15 protein-coding genes, 2 tRNA genes and 1 riboswitch are annotated in these 13,596 nt (G+C 70.9%); of the genes, 9 read left to right on the forward strand and 8 right to left on the reverse strand.

Annotated elements, in window-relative coordinates; all coding sequences use genetic code 11:
- On the reverse strand, positions 1-855 hold the full coding sequence (locus HNR14_RS19585; RefSeq protein WP_039920771.1) for a LysR substrate-binding domain-containing protein: 855 nt from the start codon (positions 853-855) through the stop codon (positions 1-3).
- A 167-nt stretch (positions 856-1,022) separates the two neighbouring features.
- On the opposite strand from HNR14_RS19585, the gene HNR14_RS19590 reads away from it, so the two are divergent.
- Both HNR14_RS19590 and HNR14_RS19595 read left to right on the forward strand, forming a co-directional pair.
- Positions 1,023-2,327 (forward strand): MFS transporter, encoded by a 1,305-nt coding sequence (locus HNR14_RS19590; RefSeq protein ID WP_179702762.1) that lies wholly within the window; start codon positions 1,023-1,025, stop codon positions 2,325-2,327.
- A 144-nt stretch (positions 2,328-2,471) separates the two neighbouring features.
- Positions 2,472-2,547, forward strand: a tRNA-Arg gene (locus tag HNR14_RS19595).
- A gap of 514 nt (positions 2,548-3,061) precedes the next feature.
- Here the strand turns inward: HNR14_RS19595 and HNR14_RS19600 are convergent.
- Positions 3,062-3,364, reverse strand: coding sequence for a thioredoxin family protein (locus HNR14_RS19600; protein ID WP_021755470.1), 303 nt, complete (start codon positions 3,362-3,364; stop codon positions 3,062-3,064).
- Between the two features lie 95 nt (positions 3,365-3,459).
- Between HNR14_RS19600 and HNR14_RS19605 the strand changes: the two genes are divergently transcribed.
- The 3 genes from HNR14_RS19605 (at position 3,460) to HNR14_RS19615 (ending at position 5,031) form a co-directional block, all read left to right on the forward strand.
- Entirely contained in the window at positions 3,460-4,275 is an 816-nt protein-coding gene (locus tag HNR14_RS19605; protein ID WP_179702301.1) for a GDSL-type esterase/lipase family protein, read from the forward strand.
- Positions 4,276-4,285: 10 nt separating this feature from the next.
- Positions 4,286-4,909, forward strand: coding sequence for an oligoribonuclease (gene orn / locus HNR14_RS19610; protein WP_021755461.1), 624 nt, complete (start codon positions 4,286-4,288; stop codon positions 4,907-4,909).
- Between the two features lie 49 nt (positions 4,910-4,958).
- Positions 4,959-5,031: transfer RNA gene (locus HNR14_RS19615), tRNA-His, on the forward strand.
- A gap of 161 nt (positions 5,032-5,192) precedes the next feature.
- Here the strand turns inward: HNR14_RS19615 and HNR14_RS19620 are convergent.
- Positions 5,193-5,735: an ArsR/SmtB family transcription factor gene (locus HNR14_RS19620; protein WP_179702302.1), complete on the reverse strand. Its 543-nt coding sequence runs from the start codon at positions 5,733-5,735 to the stop codon at positions 5,193-5,195.
- Between the two features lie 75 nt (positions 5,736-5,810).
- Between HNR14_RS19620 and HNR14_RS19625 the strand changes: the two genes are divergently transcribed.
- The 4 genes from HNR14_RS19625 to HNR14_RS19640 all read left to right on the forward strand — a co-directional run bounded on the left by HNR14_RS19625 (position 5,811) and on the right by HNR14_RS19640 (position 9,614).
- On the forward strand, positions 5,811-7,061 hold the full coding sequence (locus HNR14_RS19625; RefSeq protein ID WP_179702303.1) for an MFS transporter: 1,251 nt from the start codon (positions 5,811-5,813) through the stop codon (positions 7,059-7,061).
- Between the two features lie 315 nt (positions 7,062-7,376).
- The gene (locus HNR14_RS19630) at positions 7,377-8,147 is read left to right on the forward strand and encodes an aggregation-promoting factor C-terminal-like domain-containing protein (protein WP_179702304.1); all 771 of its coding nucleotides are present in this window, start codon (positions 7,377-7,379) and stop codon (positions 8,145-8,147) included.
- Between the two features lie 46 nt (positions 8,148-8,193).
- A complete protein-coding gene (locus tag HNR14_RS19635; protein WP_179702305.1) occupies positions 8,194-9,258 on the forward strand; it encodes a hypothetical protein in 1,065 nt (354 codons plus the stop codon).
- 2 nt (positions 9,259-9,260) lie between these two features.
- Positions 9,261-9,614, forward strand: a complete 354-nt coding sequence (locus HNR14_RS19640; RefSeq protein ID WP_425485043.1) for a metallopeptidase family protein — start codon at positions 9,261-9,263, stop codon at positions 9,612-9,614.
- 31 nt (positions 9,615-9,645) lie between these two features.
- Here the strand turns inward: HNR14_RS19640 and HNR14_RS19645 are convergent, their stop codons facing one another.
- Genes HNR14_RS19645 through HNR14_RS19665 form a run of 5 tightly spaced genes read right to left on the reverse strand, consistent with a single transcriptional unit; the run spans position 9,646 to position 13,436 of the window.
- Positions 9,646-9,912 (reverse strand): hypothetical protein, encoded by a 267-nt coding sequence (locus tag HNR14_RS19645; protein ID WP_039920768.1) that lies wholly within the window; start codon positions 9,910-9,912, stop codon positions 9,646-9,648.
- Between the two features lie 9 nt (positions 9,913-9,921).
- Positions 9,922-10,527: a nucleoside/nucleotide kinase family protein gene (locus HNR14_RS19650; protein ID WP_179702306.1), complete on the reverse strand. Its 606-nt coding sequence runs from the start codon at positions 10,525-10,527 to the stop codon at positions 9,922-9,924.
- A complete protein-coding gene (locus HNR14_RS19655; protein WP_343064545.1) occupies positions 10,511-11,290 on the reverse strand; it encodes an energy-coupling factor transporter transmembrane component T family protein in 780 nt (259 codons plus the stop codon). The genes HNR14_RS19650 and HNR14_RS19655 overlap by 17 nt, the downstream gene beginning before the upstream one ends.
- A complete protein-coding gene (locus HNR14_RS19660) occupies positions 11,287-12,798 on the reverse strand; it encodes an ATP-binding cassette domain-containing protein (RefSeq protein WP_179702307.1) in 1,512 nt (503 codons plus the stop codon). Before HNR14_RS19660 ends, HNR14_RS19655 begins: the two co-directional genes overlap by 4 nt.
- 17 nt (positions 12,799-12,815) lie before the next feature.
- Positions 12,816-13,436 carry an ECF transporter S component gene (locus HNR14_RS19665; RefSeq protein ID WP_179702308.1) on the reverse strand — a complete coding sequence of 207 codons (621 nt, stop codon included), beginning with the start codon at positions 13,434-13,436 and terminating at the stop codon, positions 12,816-12,818.
- 36 nt (positions 13,437-13,472) lie between these two features.
- Positions 13,473-13,583: riboswitch (TPP riboswitch) on the reverse strand.
- Between the last annotated feature and the right edge of the window lie 13 nt (positions 13,584-13,596).

Here is a 13,596-nt window from a genome sequence, read left to right on the forward strand (position 1 = left end):
CTACGGCACGCGGGTGACCGCCCGCGCCAGGATCGCCGTCGTGAGAGCCTCGATCGGCTCGCTCGCCGCGGCCGGGTTCGACAGCAGCGTGAAGTCCACGTGCCCCAGCTCCGGCAGCGCGAAACGGTTCGTGACCTTGACCAGATCGGTCGGGATGAGGGACCGCGGGAACACCGCCACGCCGATCCCCGCGCGCACCGCCGCGAGCACCCCGTTGACCTCGCGGGTGTTGCAGGTGATCCGCCAGGTGCGCCCCGCCTCCTCCAGCGCGTCGATCGCGACCTGACGGCTGAGGCTCGTGCCCTGGTAGGCGATCAACGGCAGCGGCTGGTCGGGGTCGAAGACTGTCTTCTCCTGGCCCATCCACACGAGCTCGTCGGTCGCGACGACCGTGCCCTCGGTGGTCCCAGGGTTCTGTTTGATGAAGATGAGGTCGAGGTGACCGGCCTTCAGGCGCCGATGCAGCGGACCCGACTGGTCGACGGTGAGCTCCAGGTTAATCTGGGGATGCTGCTGGCGGAAGTGCCGCAGGATGCGCGGCAGCGTGGTGATCGCCAGGTCGTCGGCGGCGCCGAACCGCAGGCGGCCGCGCATCGCGGACCCACTGAAGTAGCGGTCGGCCTCCGCGTGCGCCGCGAGGATCGTGCGGGCGAACCCGGCCATCGCGTCGCCGTTGTCGGTCAGCCGCACCTCGCGGGTGTCGCGGGCGACCAGCTGGCGCTTGGCCGCCTCCTCCAGCCGCCGCACGTGCTGGCTGACGGTCGGCTGGCTGATGCCGAGACGCCCCGCCGCGCGCGTGAAGCTGCGCGTGTCGGCCACGGCGAGGAAGGTGCGGAGCAGCACGGGGTCGAACATCATCAATCCATTCGGAAAGCCAATAGGAGTTATAGCTTCGATTGGACCAAACAATACCCCGCCGCGACGTACAGTCGAAGGAGCCCATATACGGAACCAGACATCTCGATACACACGCAAGGAATCTCGTGGCGACCTCCACAGCAGCAGCCCCGCCGACCGGCCCCATGCCCGTGCTCAGCACGCGGCCCCCGTGGAGGGAGACCTTCGTCTCGCTCCGCGTCCGCAACTACCGCATCTTCGCCGCGAGCAACCTGGTCGCCAACACGGCCGTCTGGATGCAGCGCATCGCGATGGACTGGCTCGTGCTCCAGCTCTCCGGGAGCGTCGCGGCGGTCGGCATCACCGTCTTCATGCAGTTCACGCCGATGCTCGTCCTCGGCCTCTACGGCGGGGTGCTGACCGACCGCTACTCGAAGCAGCGCCTGCTCATCATCACCCAGTCCGCCGCCTCGGGCCTCGCCGTCGCACTCGCGGTCCTCACCCTGACCGGGAACGTGCAGGTCTGGCACGTCTACCTCATCTCGTTCCTGCTCGGACTCGTCACCGTGGTCGACAACCCCGCGCGCCAAGTGTTCGTCAACGAGCTCGTCGGGCCGAAATACCTGCGCAACGCGATCAGCCTCAACTCGTCGATCTTCCAGCTCGGCGGGCTCATCGGTCCCGCCGTCGCCGGCCTCCTCATCACGGCGGTCGGTGGAGGCTGGTCCTTCGTGATCAACGCGGGCGCCTGTCTCGCCGTCGTCGCCGCCCTCTGCACGCTGCGCCGCGACCAGCTGCACCGGTCCCCCGCCGCTCCCCGTGCCAAGGGCCAGCTGCTCGAGGGGATGCGCTACGTGCGCCGCAAGCCCGTCATCTTCTGGACCGTCGTCATGGTCGCGATCATCGCCGTCTTCGCGTTCAACATGCCGGTGTTCCTGGCCGCGTACGCCAACAACGTCTACGACGTCGGCGCGCAGGGCTACGGTCTCTTCAACGCACTCGTCGCCGCCGGTGCACTCGCGGGGGCGCTCGCCTCCACGCGCCGCACCAGCGTCCGGCTCTCGATGGTGGTCGGCACGGCGGCCGCGCTCGGCGTCGTGCAGGCCCTCGCCGGCTTCGCGCCCAGCGAGATCGCCTTCGGCGTCCTGCTCGTCGGAATCGGCGTCGGCAACCTGCTCTTCATCACCGCCGCGAACTCCCTCGTGCAGATGTCGTCGAACCTGCAGATCCGCGGCCGGGTGATCTCGCTCTACATCCTCGTGCTCCTCGGCGGCCAGGCCATCGGCGGACCGGTCATGGGCTGGCTCGTGGAGGCGATCGGCCCGCACCTCGCCATGATGATCTCCGGCATCGTGCCCGCCCTCGCCGCGATCGTGATCGGCGTGCTCATCGCCCGCCAGGCGAGCCTCCGCCTCCGCTTCGGCCTCCGCGGCCGCCGCCCCGTCATCGCGATCGTGACACGCGCGGGAAAGAGCGGCGCAACGCTCTGACGCGCGGGCGCCTCCCGGGCGACTCTGGAGCCTGAGACGTCGCGACACGCCCTTCTCCGCGACCGTTCAGGCCGCTGGAGGGCGTGTCGCGACGTCTCGCAGCGCGCCAGGGCGGGAGGCTCGCTGCGGTATCCTTGTGGGCGCGCCCCCGTAGCTCAGCGGATAGAGCAGGAGCCTTCTAATCTCTTGGTCGCAGGTTCGATTCCTGCCGGGGGCACCACTGTGCCGTGATCCGCGAAAACAGCAGACCAGCTCTCGTGGTGCTTCTCATCTCTTGGTCGCAGGTTCGATTCCTGCCGGGGGCACCACTGTGCCGTGATCCGCGAAAACAGCAGACCAGCTCTCGTGGTGCTTCTCATCTCTCGGTCGCAGGTTCGATTCCTGCCGGGGGCACCACTGTGCCGTGATCCGCGAAAACAGCAGACCAGCTCTCGTGGTGCTTCTCATCTCTTGGTCGCAGGTTCGATTCCTGCCGGGGGCACCACTGTGCCGTGATCCGCGAAAACAGCAGACCAGCTCTCGTGGTGCTTCTCATCTCTTGGTCGCAGGTTCGATTCCTGCCGGGGGCACCAGAGTGCCGGAACAGCTCTCGTGGTGCTTCTCATCTCTTGGTCGCAGGTTCGATTCCTGCCGGGGGCACCACTGCGTCACGCCGACGACCGGATCTTCTCATCTCGTGGTCGCAGGTTCGATTCCTGCCGGGGCACCACTGTGCCACGCGCTCTCGCGCAGCTTCAGACCGCCTTCGCCGCCGCCACGAGCACCTGCTGCAGCGTCGGCACGCCCTCGGCGCGGAAGACCTCGGCGCCGTCCGATCCCAGCACGATCACGGTGGGGGTCGAGCGGATGCCGTCGCGTTCCGCACGGTCGAGGGCGCGCGTCACGTCGAGCTCGGTGACGGACAGCGCCGGAACGAGCCGGGCCGCCTCCGCGAGCACGGCGCGGGTCTGCATGCATGGTTCGCAGAAGGCCGACGTGTACAGGGTGAGTGCGATGCCCTCGGTGACGTCCCGGGCAACGGACGGTGACGAATCCACGCTGTCAGTGTACGTCCGGCGAACGGGCAACGACGATCGTGCTTCCGTCGGCGGGATGTCACCCGCGCGTCATCCGTGGCACCGAGAATCGCACCGTGAGCCGGTCCAGCTTCTCTCGGTACATCGCCCTCGGAGACTCGATCACCGAAGGGCTGTGCGACGCGGCCCCCGGACGCCAGGGCAGCTGGCTGGGCTGGGCCGACCGGCTGGCAGGCATCCTCGACGGGGACGCGCGGCTCGCCGGCCACACGCTCGAGTTCGCCAATCTCGCCGTCCGCGGTCGCCGCATCGCCGACGTCGTCGCCGACCAGGTGCCGCACGCCGTCCGGCTGCGGCCCGACCTGGTGTCCGTGCTGATCGGCGGCAACGACCTGATGAGCCCGAAGGCCGACCCCGACGCGCTCGCGGCCGAACTGGAGACCGGGGTGCGGGCGCTGCGCGCCGCCGGATCGAACGTCCTGCTCGCCAACCTCTTCGACCCGCAGTTCGCCTTCTTCCTCAAACCGTTCCGCGGGCGGGCGGCCGTCTTCAACGCCAACATCTGGAGCATCGCCCGCGACCAGCAGGCGACCGTCCTCGACGTGTGGGGCGTACGCGAGTTCCAGGAGGCCGGGATGTGGGCCTCCGACCGCGTGCACCTCAGCTCCCGCGGTCACCGGGCGCTCGCCAGGCTCGCCGCGCACACCCTCGGCATCCCCTACGCCGAGACGGCACCGCTCGAGGAGGCGGCATCGGCCCCGGCCGCGGCTGCCGACCCGGCGCCGGACGACATCCCGTTCCGCACCTGGCTGCGCGTGTACGCCATCCCGTGGGCCGGCCGCCGCCTCCGCCACATCTCCGCCGGCGACGGGATGGATCCCAAGCACCCGGTCCCGCGCCCGGTGCCGTGGGCCGTCGGAGGGCCGCACTAAGATCGAAGGCATGTCTAACTCCTCGGATCGACTGGTCTGGATCGACTGCGAGATGACCGGGCTCGACCTCGAGGTCGACGAACTGGTCGAGATCGCCGTCGTCATCACCGACTTCGAGCTGAACGTCCTCGACCCCGGGCTCAGCATCGTCATCAAGCCGGACGCCTCCGCGCTCGAGAACATGAACGACTTCGTGCGCGACATGCACACCACCTCGGGGCTCATCGAAGAGATCCCGAACGGGAAGAGCCTGGCCGAAGCCGAGTACGAGGTGCTGGAGTACGTGCTCAAGTTCGTCCCCGGCGCCCGCACTGCACCGCTGGCCGGCAACACCATCGGCACCGACCGCATGTTCCTCGCCAAGTACATGCCGCGCCTCGACAACCACCTCCACTACCGCAGTGTCGACGTCTCCTCGATCAAGGAGCTCTCCCGCCGCTGGTTCCCCCGCGTGTACTTCAACGCGCCCGGGAAGAACGGCGGACACCGCGCGCTCGCCGACATCCTCGAGTCCATCCGCGAGCTCGACTACTACCGCGCCGCGGCCTTCGTGGGCGAGCCGGGACCCACCACGGAGCACACCCAGGAGGTCGCCGCGGCCGTGGTGGAAAAATGGGCGCCGCGGATGTACTAGAATCGATGAGTTGCCTCGGCCGGATCACCTGAAACGGTCGCAGGACATGGTGGGTATAGCTCAGCTGGTAGAGCGCCTGGTTGTGGTCCAGGAGGTCGCGGGTTCAAGCCCCGTTACTCACCCCGATGAAAAGCCCCGGTCATCCCGACCGGGGCTTTTCGCATCCGCCGCTCCCCGCTCACCCGCAGCTCACCCGCGCGGAGCGCGTGCGGTGTCGCGGTACGTGCGCGCGCTCGACGGGGCGCAGACGTACCGGGAGGGCGCAGTCGCGCTGGGCCGCGGCTCACTCCGGGCTGCGATGCACGACGAAGAGGCCGCCGTGCAACGGCAGGTGCGCACGCTCCGCGTCCGTCTCGACGAACGCGTCGATGACGGCGACGATGCGGCGATCCAGCTCGGCGACATCCTCCTCCGACAGATGCAGGGCGAAGCGGGCATAGGTGGCGATCGAGCCCGGCCCGGCCTCGGCCAGCTCCTGCTGGAACGCGTCCACCGGAGCCAGACCCTCGATCGCGTCGACCTCGTCCACGCCGACCGGCAGCCACCAGCTGCGCCCGGTCGACCGGTAGGGCTTCTCCAGCGCGCCGCTCTCCCCCGTGCGCGCGGCCACGGGCTCCAGGAAACCGGCCTCCACCAACTGACGCACGTGATAGAGCGCCGTCCCCGGGTCGACCCCCAGCCGGTCGGCGAGCTGCTTGTTGGTCAGCTCCCGATCGCCGCACAGCCGGATGATGCGCATGCGCAGCGGATGCGACATCGCCTTGATCTCCGTGACGGTCGCCGGACGCCGCTTCGCTTCCGGATCGATGCTCTGGTCGCGTTCCATGCCGCACACGCTACCGCTGATTGACTTCTCTCGCATCGATTGAATTCTGTCAATCAGTGTGCGAGGCTGCTCTGCGTGACCGCGAAACGACTCGGCGCCCCGTACTGGACGCTCTGGAGCTCAGCCGGGTTCTCCAACCTCGCCGACGGCGTGATGAAGGTCGCCCTCCCGCTGGTCGCGGTCCGCTACACGGACTCGCCGCTGCTGATCGCCGGCCTCGCCTTCGCGTTCTCGCTGCCGTGGCTGCTCTTCGCGCTCACGGCCGGCGCGCTGGCCGATCGCTGGGACCGGCGGCGCCTGATGATCGGCGCGAACATCGCGCGTGCCGCCCTTCTCGCGGCCCTCACGATCGCGGCGATCGCGGGCGCCGGCTCGATCTGGCTGCTCTACGTGGCCGCGGTCTTCGTGGGGACGGCGGAGACGATCTACGACACGTCATCGCAGTCGATCCTGCCGCAGCTCGTCGGGCGCGACGCCCTCTCCCGCGCGAACGGTCGCCTCTACGCGGCCGAACTCACCGCCAACCAGTTCATCGGCCCTCCGCTGGGCGGGTTCCTCGTCGCTGCGGGGGTCGGCCTGGCCTTCGGAGCGCCGGCCGCCCTCTGGCTCGTCGCCATCGGCCTGCTGCTGCTCCTCCGCGGGAACTTCCGCGCCGATCACCACGGCACGACCACGATCCGCGCCGACATCGCCGAAGGGCTCCGCTTCCTCTGGAGCAGCACCCTGCTTCGCGTCCTCGCGTTCATGGTCGGCGGCTTCAACTTCGCGAGCAACGCGATGTTCACCGTATTCGTGCTCTACGCCGTCGGCCCGGCGTCGCCGATGGGCCTCGACGACCCGGCCTACGGCCTCCTGCTCACCGCCTCGGCGCTCGGCAGCGTGCTCGGCACCTTCCTCGCCGAGGGCGCCGAGCGTCTCGTCGGCCGCTCCCGCGCGCTCGCGATCTCGATCGCGGGCTCCGTGCTGACCGTCGCGACGCCCGCGTTCACCACCAGCCCGTGGATCATCGGCGCGGCCTTCTTCGTCGGCGGCGTCACAGTGTCCCTCTGGAACGTGATCACCGTGTCCCTGCGCCAGCGGGTGACCCCGCACCGGCTGCTGGGCCGCCTCAACAGCGCCTATCGCCTCCTGGCCTGGGGCACCATCCCGCTCGGTGCGGCGGCGGGCGGGATCGTCGCTCAGGTTTTCGGACTGCCGACGGTCTTCATCGGCGCCGGGGTCGTCATCCTGTGTCTTCTCGTAGGGATGATCTGGGTCACCGACGCGCGCATGATCGAGGCGGAGGAGACGGTGACGGAGCCGCGAGCGCTCGGCACCGAAAGGTGACGCGTACACGACTTTGCCAGGGATCGCACCCGAACCGTCCAGAGTGACCGCCTAACGTGGCCTGCTGACGACATCGAACGCCGTCCGTGCCACGCCGCGCGCGTCCTCCCCAGTCTTTCCCCCTCCTGGACGCCGCTTCGCGCGTTGCACACCCCGCGCCGCACGCCGCGCCCTTCCGGACCACGGGTCCATCGGACGCTTCCGTGCGTGTCGGCACGGGTTCCAGCCCGCCCGCCGTGCCCCCGCACGGCACGGCCGCGCCCACCGGAGCACTCCACGGGCCCGCCAGGCGGGGAAGCCCGACCCAGGAACCGAATGCTCAGCACCCTTCGCAACGCCATCCAGAAGTCCGACGTCCCGTTCGGCCGCATCGTCACCGGTGCCGCCGCCGTCCTCATGTCGGCCAGCCTCATCGGCCCCGCCCTGAGCGCGCAGCAGCAGAGCGAGCGCTCCACCCGCGAGCTCTCGGAATCGACCGGGATGCACCGCGAGCAGCTCTCGATCTACGACAAGATCGTGCGCGACCGCCTCGAGGCGGAGGCGAAGCGGACGCTCGCCACCGCGCAGGCGACCGTCGCCGCGAACGAGACGAAGACCGACGCGTCGGCAGCCAAGACCGCCATCGCCGGACTCGACTCGTACACGAAGCTCGACGACAGCAAGCTCCGCTCGACCATCGACTCCACCACGGCCGCCACGACCGCGCTGGCCGCGGCCGGAGCAGAAGCCGACCGCGTGGCCGCCGAGGCCGCAGCCGCAGCAGCAGCCGCCGCCAACACGCCGGACGGCGCGAAGGCCGCCGCCCGCTCCATCGCCGCGTCGCAGTACGGCTGGGGCGACGACCAGTTCCAGTGCCTGAGCAGCCTCTGGCAGAAGGAGTCGAACTGGAACTACCAGGCCTCCAACGGCGGCAGCGGCGCCACCGGCATCCCCCAGGCGCTCCCCGGCAGCAAGATGGCCTCCTTCGGCACCGACTGGGCCACCAACGCCACCACCCAGGTGAAGTGGGGGCTCGACTACATCTCGCGCTCGTACGGCACTCCGTGCTCGGCCTGGTCGCACTCGCAGTCCGTCAACTGGTACTGAGCGAGCGCCGTCCGCTCACCCGCGCGACGCCGGTAGACTCGCGCGGGTGAGCACCGTTCCCGCCTCCCCCTCCTCCAGCGCCGCGGAGGTCCGCGGCGCCCACCTCGTCGGCAGCGTCAACCTGCCCGATGCCGAGACCGTGTTCCGCACGGTTGGCGAGCGGCTCGGCGACCGGATGCGCCGCATCCCGGACGGCGAGGTCGGCGAGCGGTTCTACTGGATCCAGTTCCAGACGCGGCGCTTCGACACGATGTCCGGGCTCTCCCGCATCGCCGTCGAGCCGTTCTACCTGCGCGAGCAGTTCGACGCGCGCCCGTTCCAGCTCGACGAGGGAGTCTCCGCCTACGACCTCGTCTTCCCAGACCTCGGCTACGCGGCCGCCGCGCTCGAGTCGTACGCCACCTTCGCGCGGCTCGCCGACGAGGGCGTCTTCGCTCCGGGGACGCGCTTCCAGGTCTCGCTGCCCACGCCCGCCGCGATCGTCGGCGCGTTCGTGGTCCCGCAGGACCGTGCCGCGTTCGAGCCCGCGTACGAACGCGCCCTGTTCGGCGAGCTCGACCGCATCGTCGACGGGATCCCGCACGAGCGCCTCGCCATCCAGTGGGACACGGCGGTGGAGTTCGGACTGCTGGAGGGACGCATCGAGCCCTGGTTCGACGACGTCCTGGGCGGGGTGGTCGCCCGCGCCATCCGGCAGGCGCAGGCCGTTCCGTCGGACGTCGAGGTCGGCTACCACCTCTGCTACGGAGATGTGGAGGAGGCGCACTTCGTGCAGCCCGCCGATGCCGGCTGGCTCGCGTCCGTCACCAGCGGCATCCTCGACGGCGCCGGCCGGCCGGTGGCGTTCGTCCACCTGCCGGTGCCGATCGAGCGCGACGACGACGCCTACTTCGCTCCGCTGGCCGACGTCGAGATCCCCGAGGGGACCGAGCTCTATCTCGGCCTCCTGCACCACGAGGACGGCACGGAGGGCGCCGCCCGGCGCATCGCCGCCGCGTCGACCGCTCAGTCGACGTTCGGCGTCGCGACCGAGTGCGGCTTCGGCCGCGGCCCGAGCGAGCGCACCGCGGGTCTGCTCGACCTGCACGCCGCCGTCGCGGACGCGTGGTGACCGTGCCGCTGCAACTGGATGCGGACGCCTTCGAGACGCTCGTCACCGACGAGCTCGACGATCTGCCCGACGAGATGATCGACGGCCTCGAGAACGTGGTGTTCGTCGTCGAGGACCGTCCCGAGGACGGCTCGCTCGACCTCCTCGGCCTCTACGACGGCGTCGCCCTCACGGAGCGCGACTCGTACGGCTTCGGCGAGATGCCCGACCGCGTCATCCTGTACCGGGAGCCGCTGCTCGCCATCTGCGAGACCGTCGACGAACTCCGGGACGAGATCCACATCACGCTGGTGCACGAGATCGCGCACTACTACGGCATCGACGACGAGCGTCTGCACGAACTGGGCTGGGCCTAGCGGCTCGAACCCGTCGCCGATACCGGACGGGTCAGAGGGACTCTTCGTCCTTGTCGGCCTCGACCGGGTCGCTGTCCGGCGCGTCGAAGTGGTAGCTCACGTGCTTCTCGCCGTTGATCTCGCGCTCGTCGCCGGCCACGTACCAGAACAGCGACTCGAGACCCTCGACGGCCGCGACCGCGCCGATCCGCTCGTCCACCTTGCCGTCGACCAGGTAGCGGCGCTCGGCGGTGCCGACCAGGGGGCCGTCGGCGTACTCGACGATGTACTCGGGATCGTGGGCCTGTGCATCACTCATGGCTCAACGTTAGTCCCCCGCGTGACGCACGCGAGCCGGGCCGAGCGGCCAGTCGGTGACATCGAGTCGGAGGGAGGCGGCATCCCGCGGCCGCTCCCGCCGGAGGTACCCGTCGAACTCCGCTTGCCAGCGGTCCCAGTTCTGCGCGAAGGTCGCGCCGTCGCGGTCGAGTGCCCGCCGCTTGCGCAGCGTGTCGTCCGCGTCGAGCCACAGCGCGAGGTCCGCGGAGGCGACGTTCGCGCGCGCGAGCGTGCCGCATCCTTCGACGATCAGCGGTTCGGTGCCGCGCACCTCCACCCACTCCGCCGGGCGGTCCGCGGCCCAGTTCCAGCGCCGCCAGCGGCCGGATCCCGTGCGGCGGAGCGGCAGCAGGAGGTCGCGGCCGAGCGCCTCGCTGCCGGCGTCCAGACCGTCCCAGCCCGGGTACAGATCGTCCATGCGCACCAGCCGGGGAGCACCCTCCGCCGGCCAGTCGTTCAGGAGGTCGTCGGCCAGCGAGCTCTTGCCGGCGCCGCTCGGGCCGTCGATGAGCACGACCGGGGCGTGCCCGCGCGCGTCGGTGACGGCGGCCCGCACGGCGTCGGCGAGCCGTTCGCGGTCAGCGGCCCAGGACATTCCAGCTCCCCACGACGACGGCGACCGTGACCGCGATGGCGGCGACCAGGGCGGCGATCCCGAGCGCGGCCCAGTCGCGCCCCCGGAACACCGACGGCCGCGCCCACGTCCGCGGAGTGGGCGAGCCGAAGCCGCGCGCCTCCATCGCGGTCGCGAGCTTGCTGCCGCGGCGGATGGAGAGCACGAAGAGCGCGAACGACTGCCCCAGCATCCGGCGCACCGCCCCGCTCTCCGCGATGCCCCGCGCCCGGCGCGCCAGTGTCAGTGCACGCCAGTCCTCGGCGAAGAGCCCGACGAGGCGCAGCCCCGCGAGCCCCCCCAGCACGAAGCGCGCGGGCAGGCGGAGCAGCTGGGCGAGGCCGTCGGCGAGGTCCGTCGGATCGATGGTGATGAAGAGCAGCACGGCGGGGAGGCCGATGGCCAGGATGCGGAGCATCGTCGCCAGGCCGAGCTGGAGGGACCCGTCGCTCACCTCCACCGCCCACCACTGCAGGTAGACCGTGCCGGACGCGCGGCCGTAGAGCGCGGTCGTGAGCCCGGCCAGCGGCGCCGCGATCCAGATCGGCGCGGTGCGGACGACGAGCGTACGGAGCGGGATCCCCGAGAACGCGACCAGCACGAGCTCGAGTGCGAGCGCGACGGCGGCCGAGACCGGGTCGATGGAGACGAGCAGCACGACGGTGACGATGAGGGCGGCACCGAGCTTGGCGACCGGGTTGAGCGTCGCCAGCGGGCCGGTTCGGACGGGTTCGAGCATGGTCACGCCGCCACCTCCCGTCCCGCGCCGAGTTCGAGCGTGAGCGCGCCGATGGCGGCGACGAACTCGGCGTCGTGCGTAGCGGTGACGATCGCGTGCCCGGCGGCACGCAGCTCGGCGATCGTGAGCACCATCCCGCGCCAGGTGTTCGCATCCTGGCCGAAGGTCGGCTCGTCCAGCACCAGCAGGCGCGGCCGCGTGGCGAGCGCCGTCCCCACCGAGAGCCGGCGCTTCTGGCCGCCCGACAGGGTGAACGGGTTGGCGTCGGCGACGGAGGAGAGCGCGAGGCGCTCCAGGAGGTCGTCCACGCGTCCGGCGATCTCGGCCTCGTGGAGTCCGAGGGCGCGGGGACCGGCCGCGAGCTCGTCCCGCACCCGCGAGGCCACCAGCTGATGCTCCGGGTTCTGGAACACGCTGCCGATGCGGGTGAGCAGCTCGCGCGAGCGCCACGACTCCGGCGACGGTCCCGCGTCGCCGGCAAGAGCCTGCTCGGCGCGGAGCGTCCCCCCGAGCACCGGCAGGAGACCGCCGAGGGTCAACGCCAGCGTCGATTTGCCCGCGCCGTTGCGCCCGGTCAGCGCGAGGGCCGACCCCTCCGCGAGGTCGAGGGAGACGCGCTCGGGAAGCGCGACGCCGCTCGGCGTCCTCCGGGAGGCGCGGCGCTGACGGCGAGCCACGGCCGGGCCCCGACCGAACGCCAGCTCGTGCGCGGTCAGCAACGCGGCACCGGGCGCGACGGGCTCCGCCTCCGGTACGGTCTCGTCCGGCAGCCAGACGCCCGCCGCACGCAGCGTGCTCGACGCGTCGGCCAGGACAGCATCGGGATGGCCGTCGGCCAGCACACCGCCATCGGCTGCGAGCACGATCACCCGGTCGACGAGGTCGCGCCACACGGCGACGCGGTGCTCGACGACGACCAGCGTCGCCCCGGAGGCGTCGAGCGCGGCGGCGACCGCATCCCGGACCTCCCCGACGCCCGCCGGATCGAGGTTGGCCGTCGGCTCGTCCAGCAGCAGGAGCCCCGGACGCATGGCGAGCAGCCCCGCGAGTGCCAGCCGTTGCTTCTGCCCGCCGGACAGCTGGGCGGTGGGATGGTCGAGCGGCACGTCGAGGCCGACCGCGTCGAGCGCGGCGCGCACCCGCGGCCAGATCTCCTCGCGCGGCACTCCGAGATTCTCGCACGCGAAGGCGATGTCGTCGCCGACGCGCGCCAGGATCACCTGGGCGTCCGGGTCCTGCAGCAGCAGCCCGGCCGTGCCGCGGGCGTCGGCCGGTGGGCGCCCCGCCACCGCGAGCGCACCCTCCGTCTCGCCGTCGTCGTCGCCACCGAGCACGCCGGCCAACCCGGCGAGCACGGTGGACTTGCCCGCGCCCGACGCGCCGAGGAGCAGCACACGCTCTCCCGGCTCGATGGACAGGGTGAGGTCGCGGACGGCCCAGGCCGCCCGGCCGGAATAGCGCCAGCCCCAGCCACCGACCCGAACGGCGGCCGGGACCGGCGGTCCCTGGGTCACGGGATCGTGAGCGATGGTCAGACCCGGCCCGTCGCCTCGCGACCGGCCGCGAACCGGCTCAGCGCCCCCGTCCGCGCCAATGCCCGCACCAGCAACCAGGAGAGCAGGCCGGCGACCAGGGCACCCGAGACGGTGGTGGTGATGGCGTAGACCGCCGCGAACTCCGGCTTGGCCCCCGGGTACCAGTACAGGAGGTCGAGGATCGACTCCGCGAGTCCGGCTCCCGCTCCGGCGAGGATCGCCGGCACGAGCTTCCAGTTGGCGTAGAGGAAGATCGCGAAGACGATCTCCGCGCCGAGGCCCTGCACGACGCCCGAGAGCAGGGTCGCGAAGCCCCACTGAGTGCCGATCAGCGCGGAGACGATCGCCGCGACGAGCTCGCCGTAGAGGGCGGCGCCGGGCTTGCGCACGATGAGCGCCGTGAGCACTCCCGCGAACAGCCAGGGGCCGTTGAGCAGTCCCTGGAAGCCGGGCAGCACGGCGCTGACCGGGCCGGAGATGGGGTTCTGGACCTGTCCCCAGACCCAAAAGACGACGCCGGCGGCGACGGTGACGACACTGGCGACGACGATGTCGACGACGCGCCAGCGGAGGACGCGCGCTGGGCGCGTCGCGGACGAGGTGATGGTTGCGTGCACTGTTCGTGCCCTTTCGCGTAGTGGAAAAGAGGGCACGGGATCGTGAGATGGCCTCCCTGCGCTGGCATGATCCAGATCAGGTTCGACGGTCGAAGCTTGGAGAAGCTTCCTCTCAGCCCGGCTCACCGGACTCCCGTGTTCGCGACCAGTCTAGTGCGAC

The sequence above is a fragment of the Leifsonia naganoensis genome, assembly GCF_013410615.1.
Taxonomy (GTDB): Bacteria; Actinomycetota; Actinomycetes; order Actinomycetales; family Microbacteriaceae; genus Leifsonia; species Leifsonia aquatica.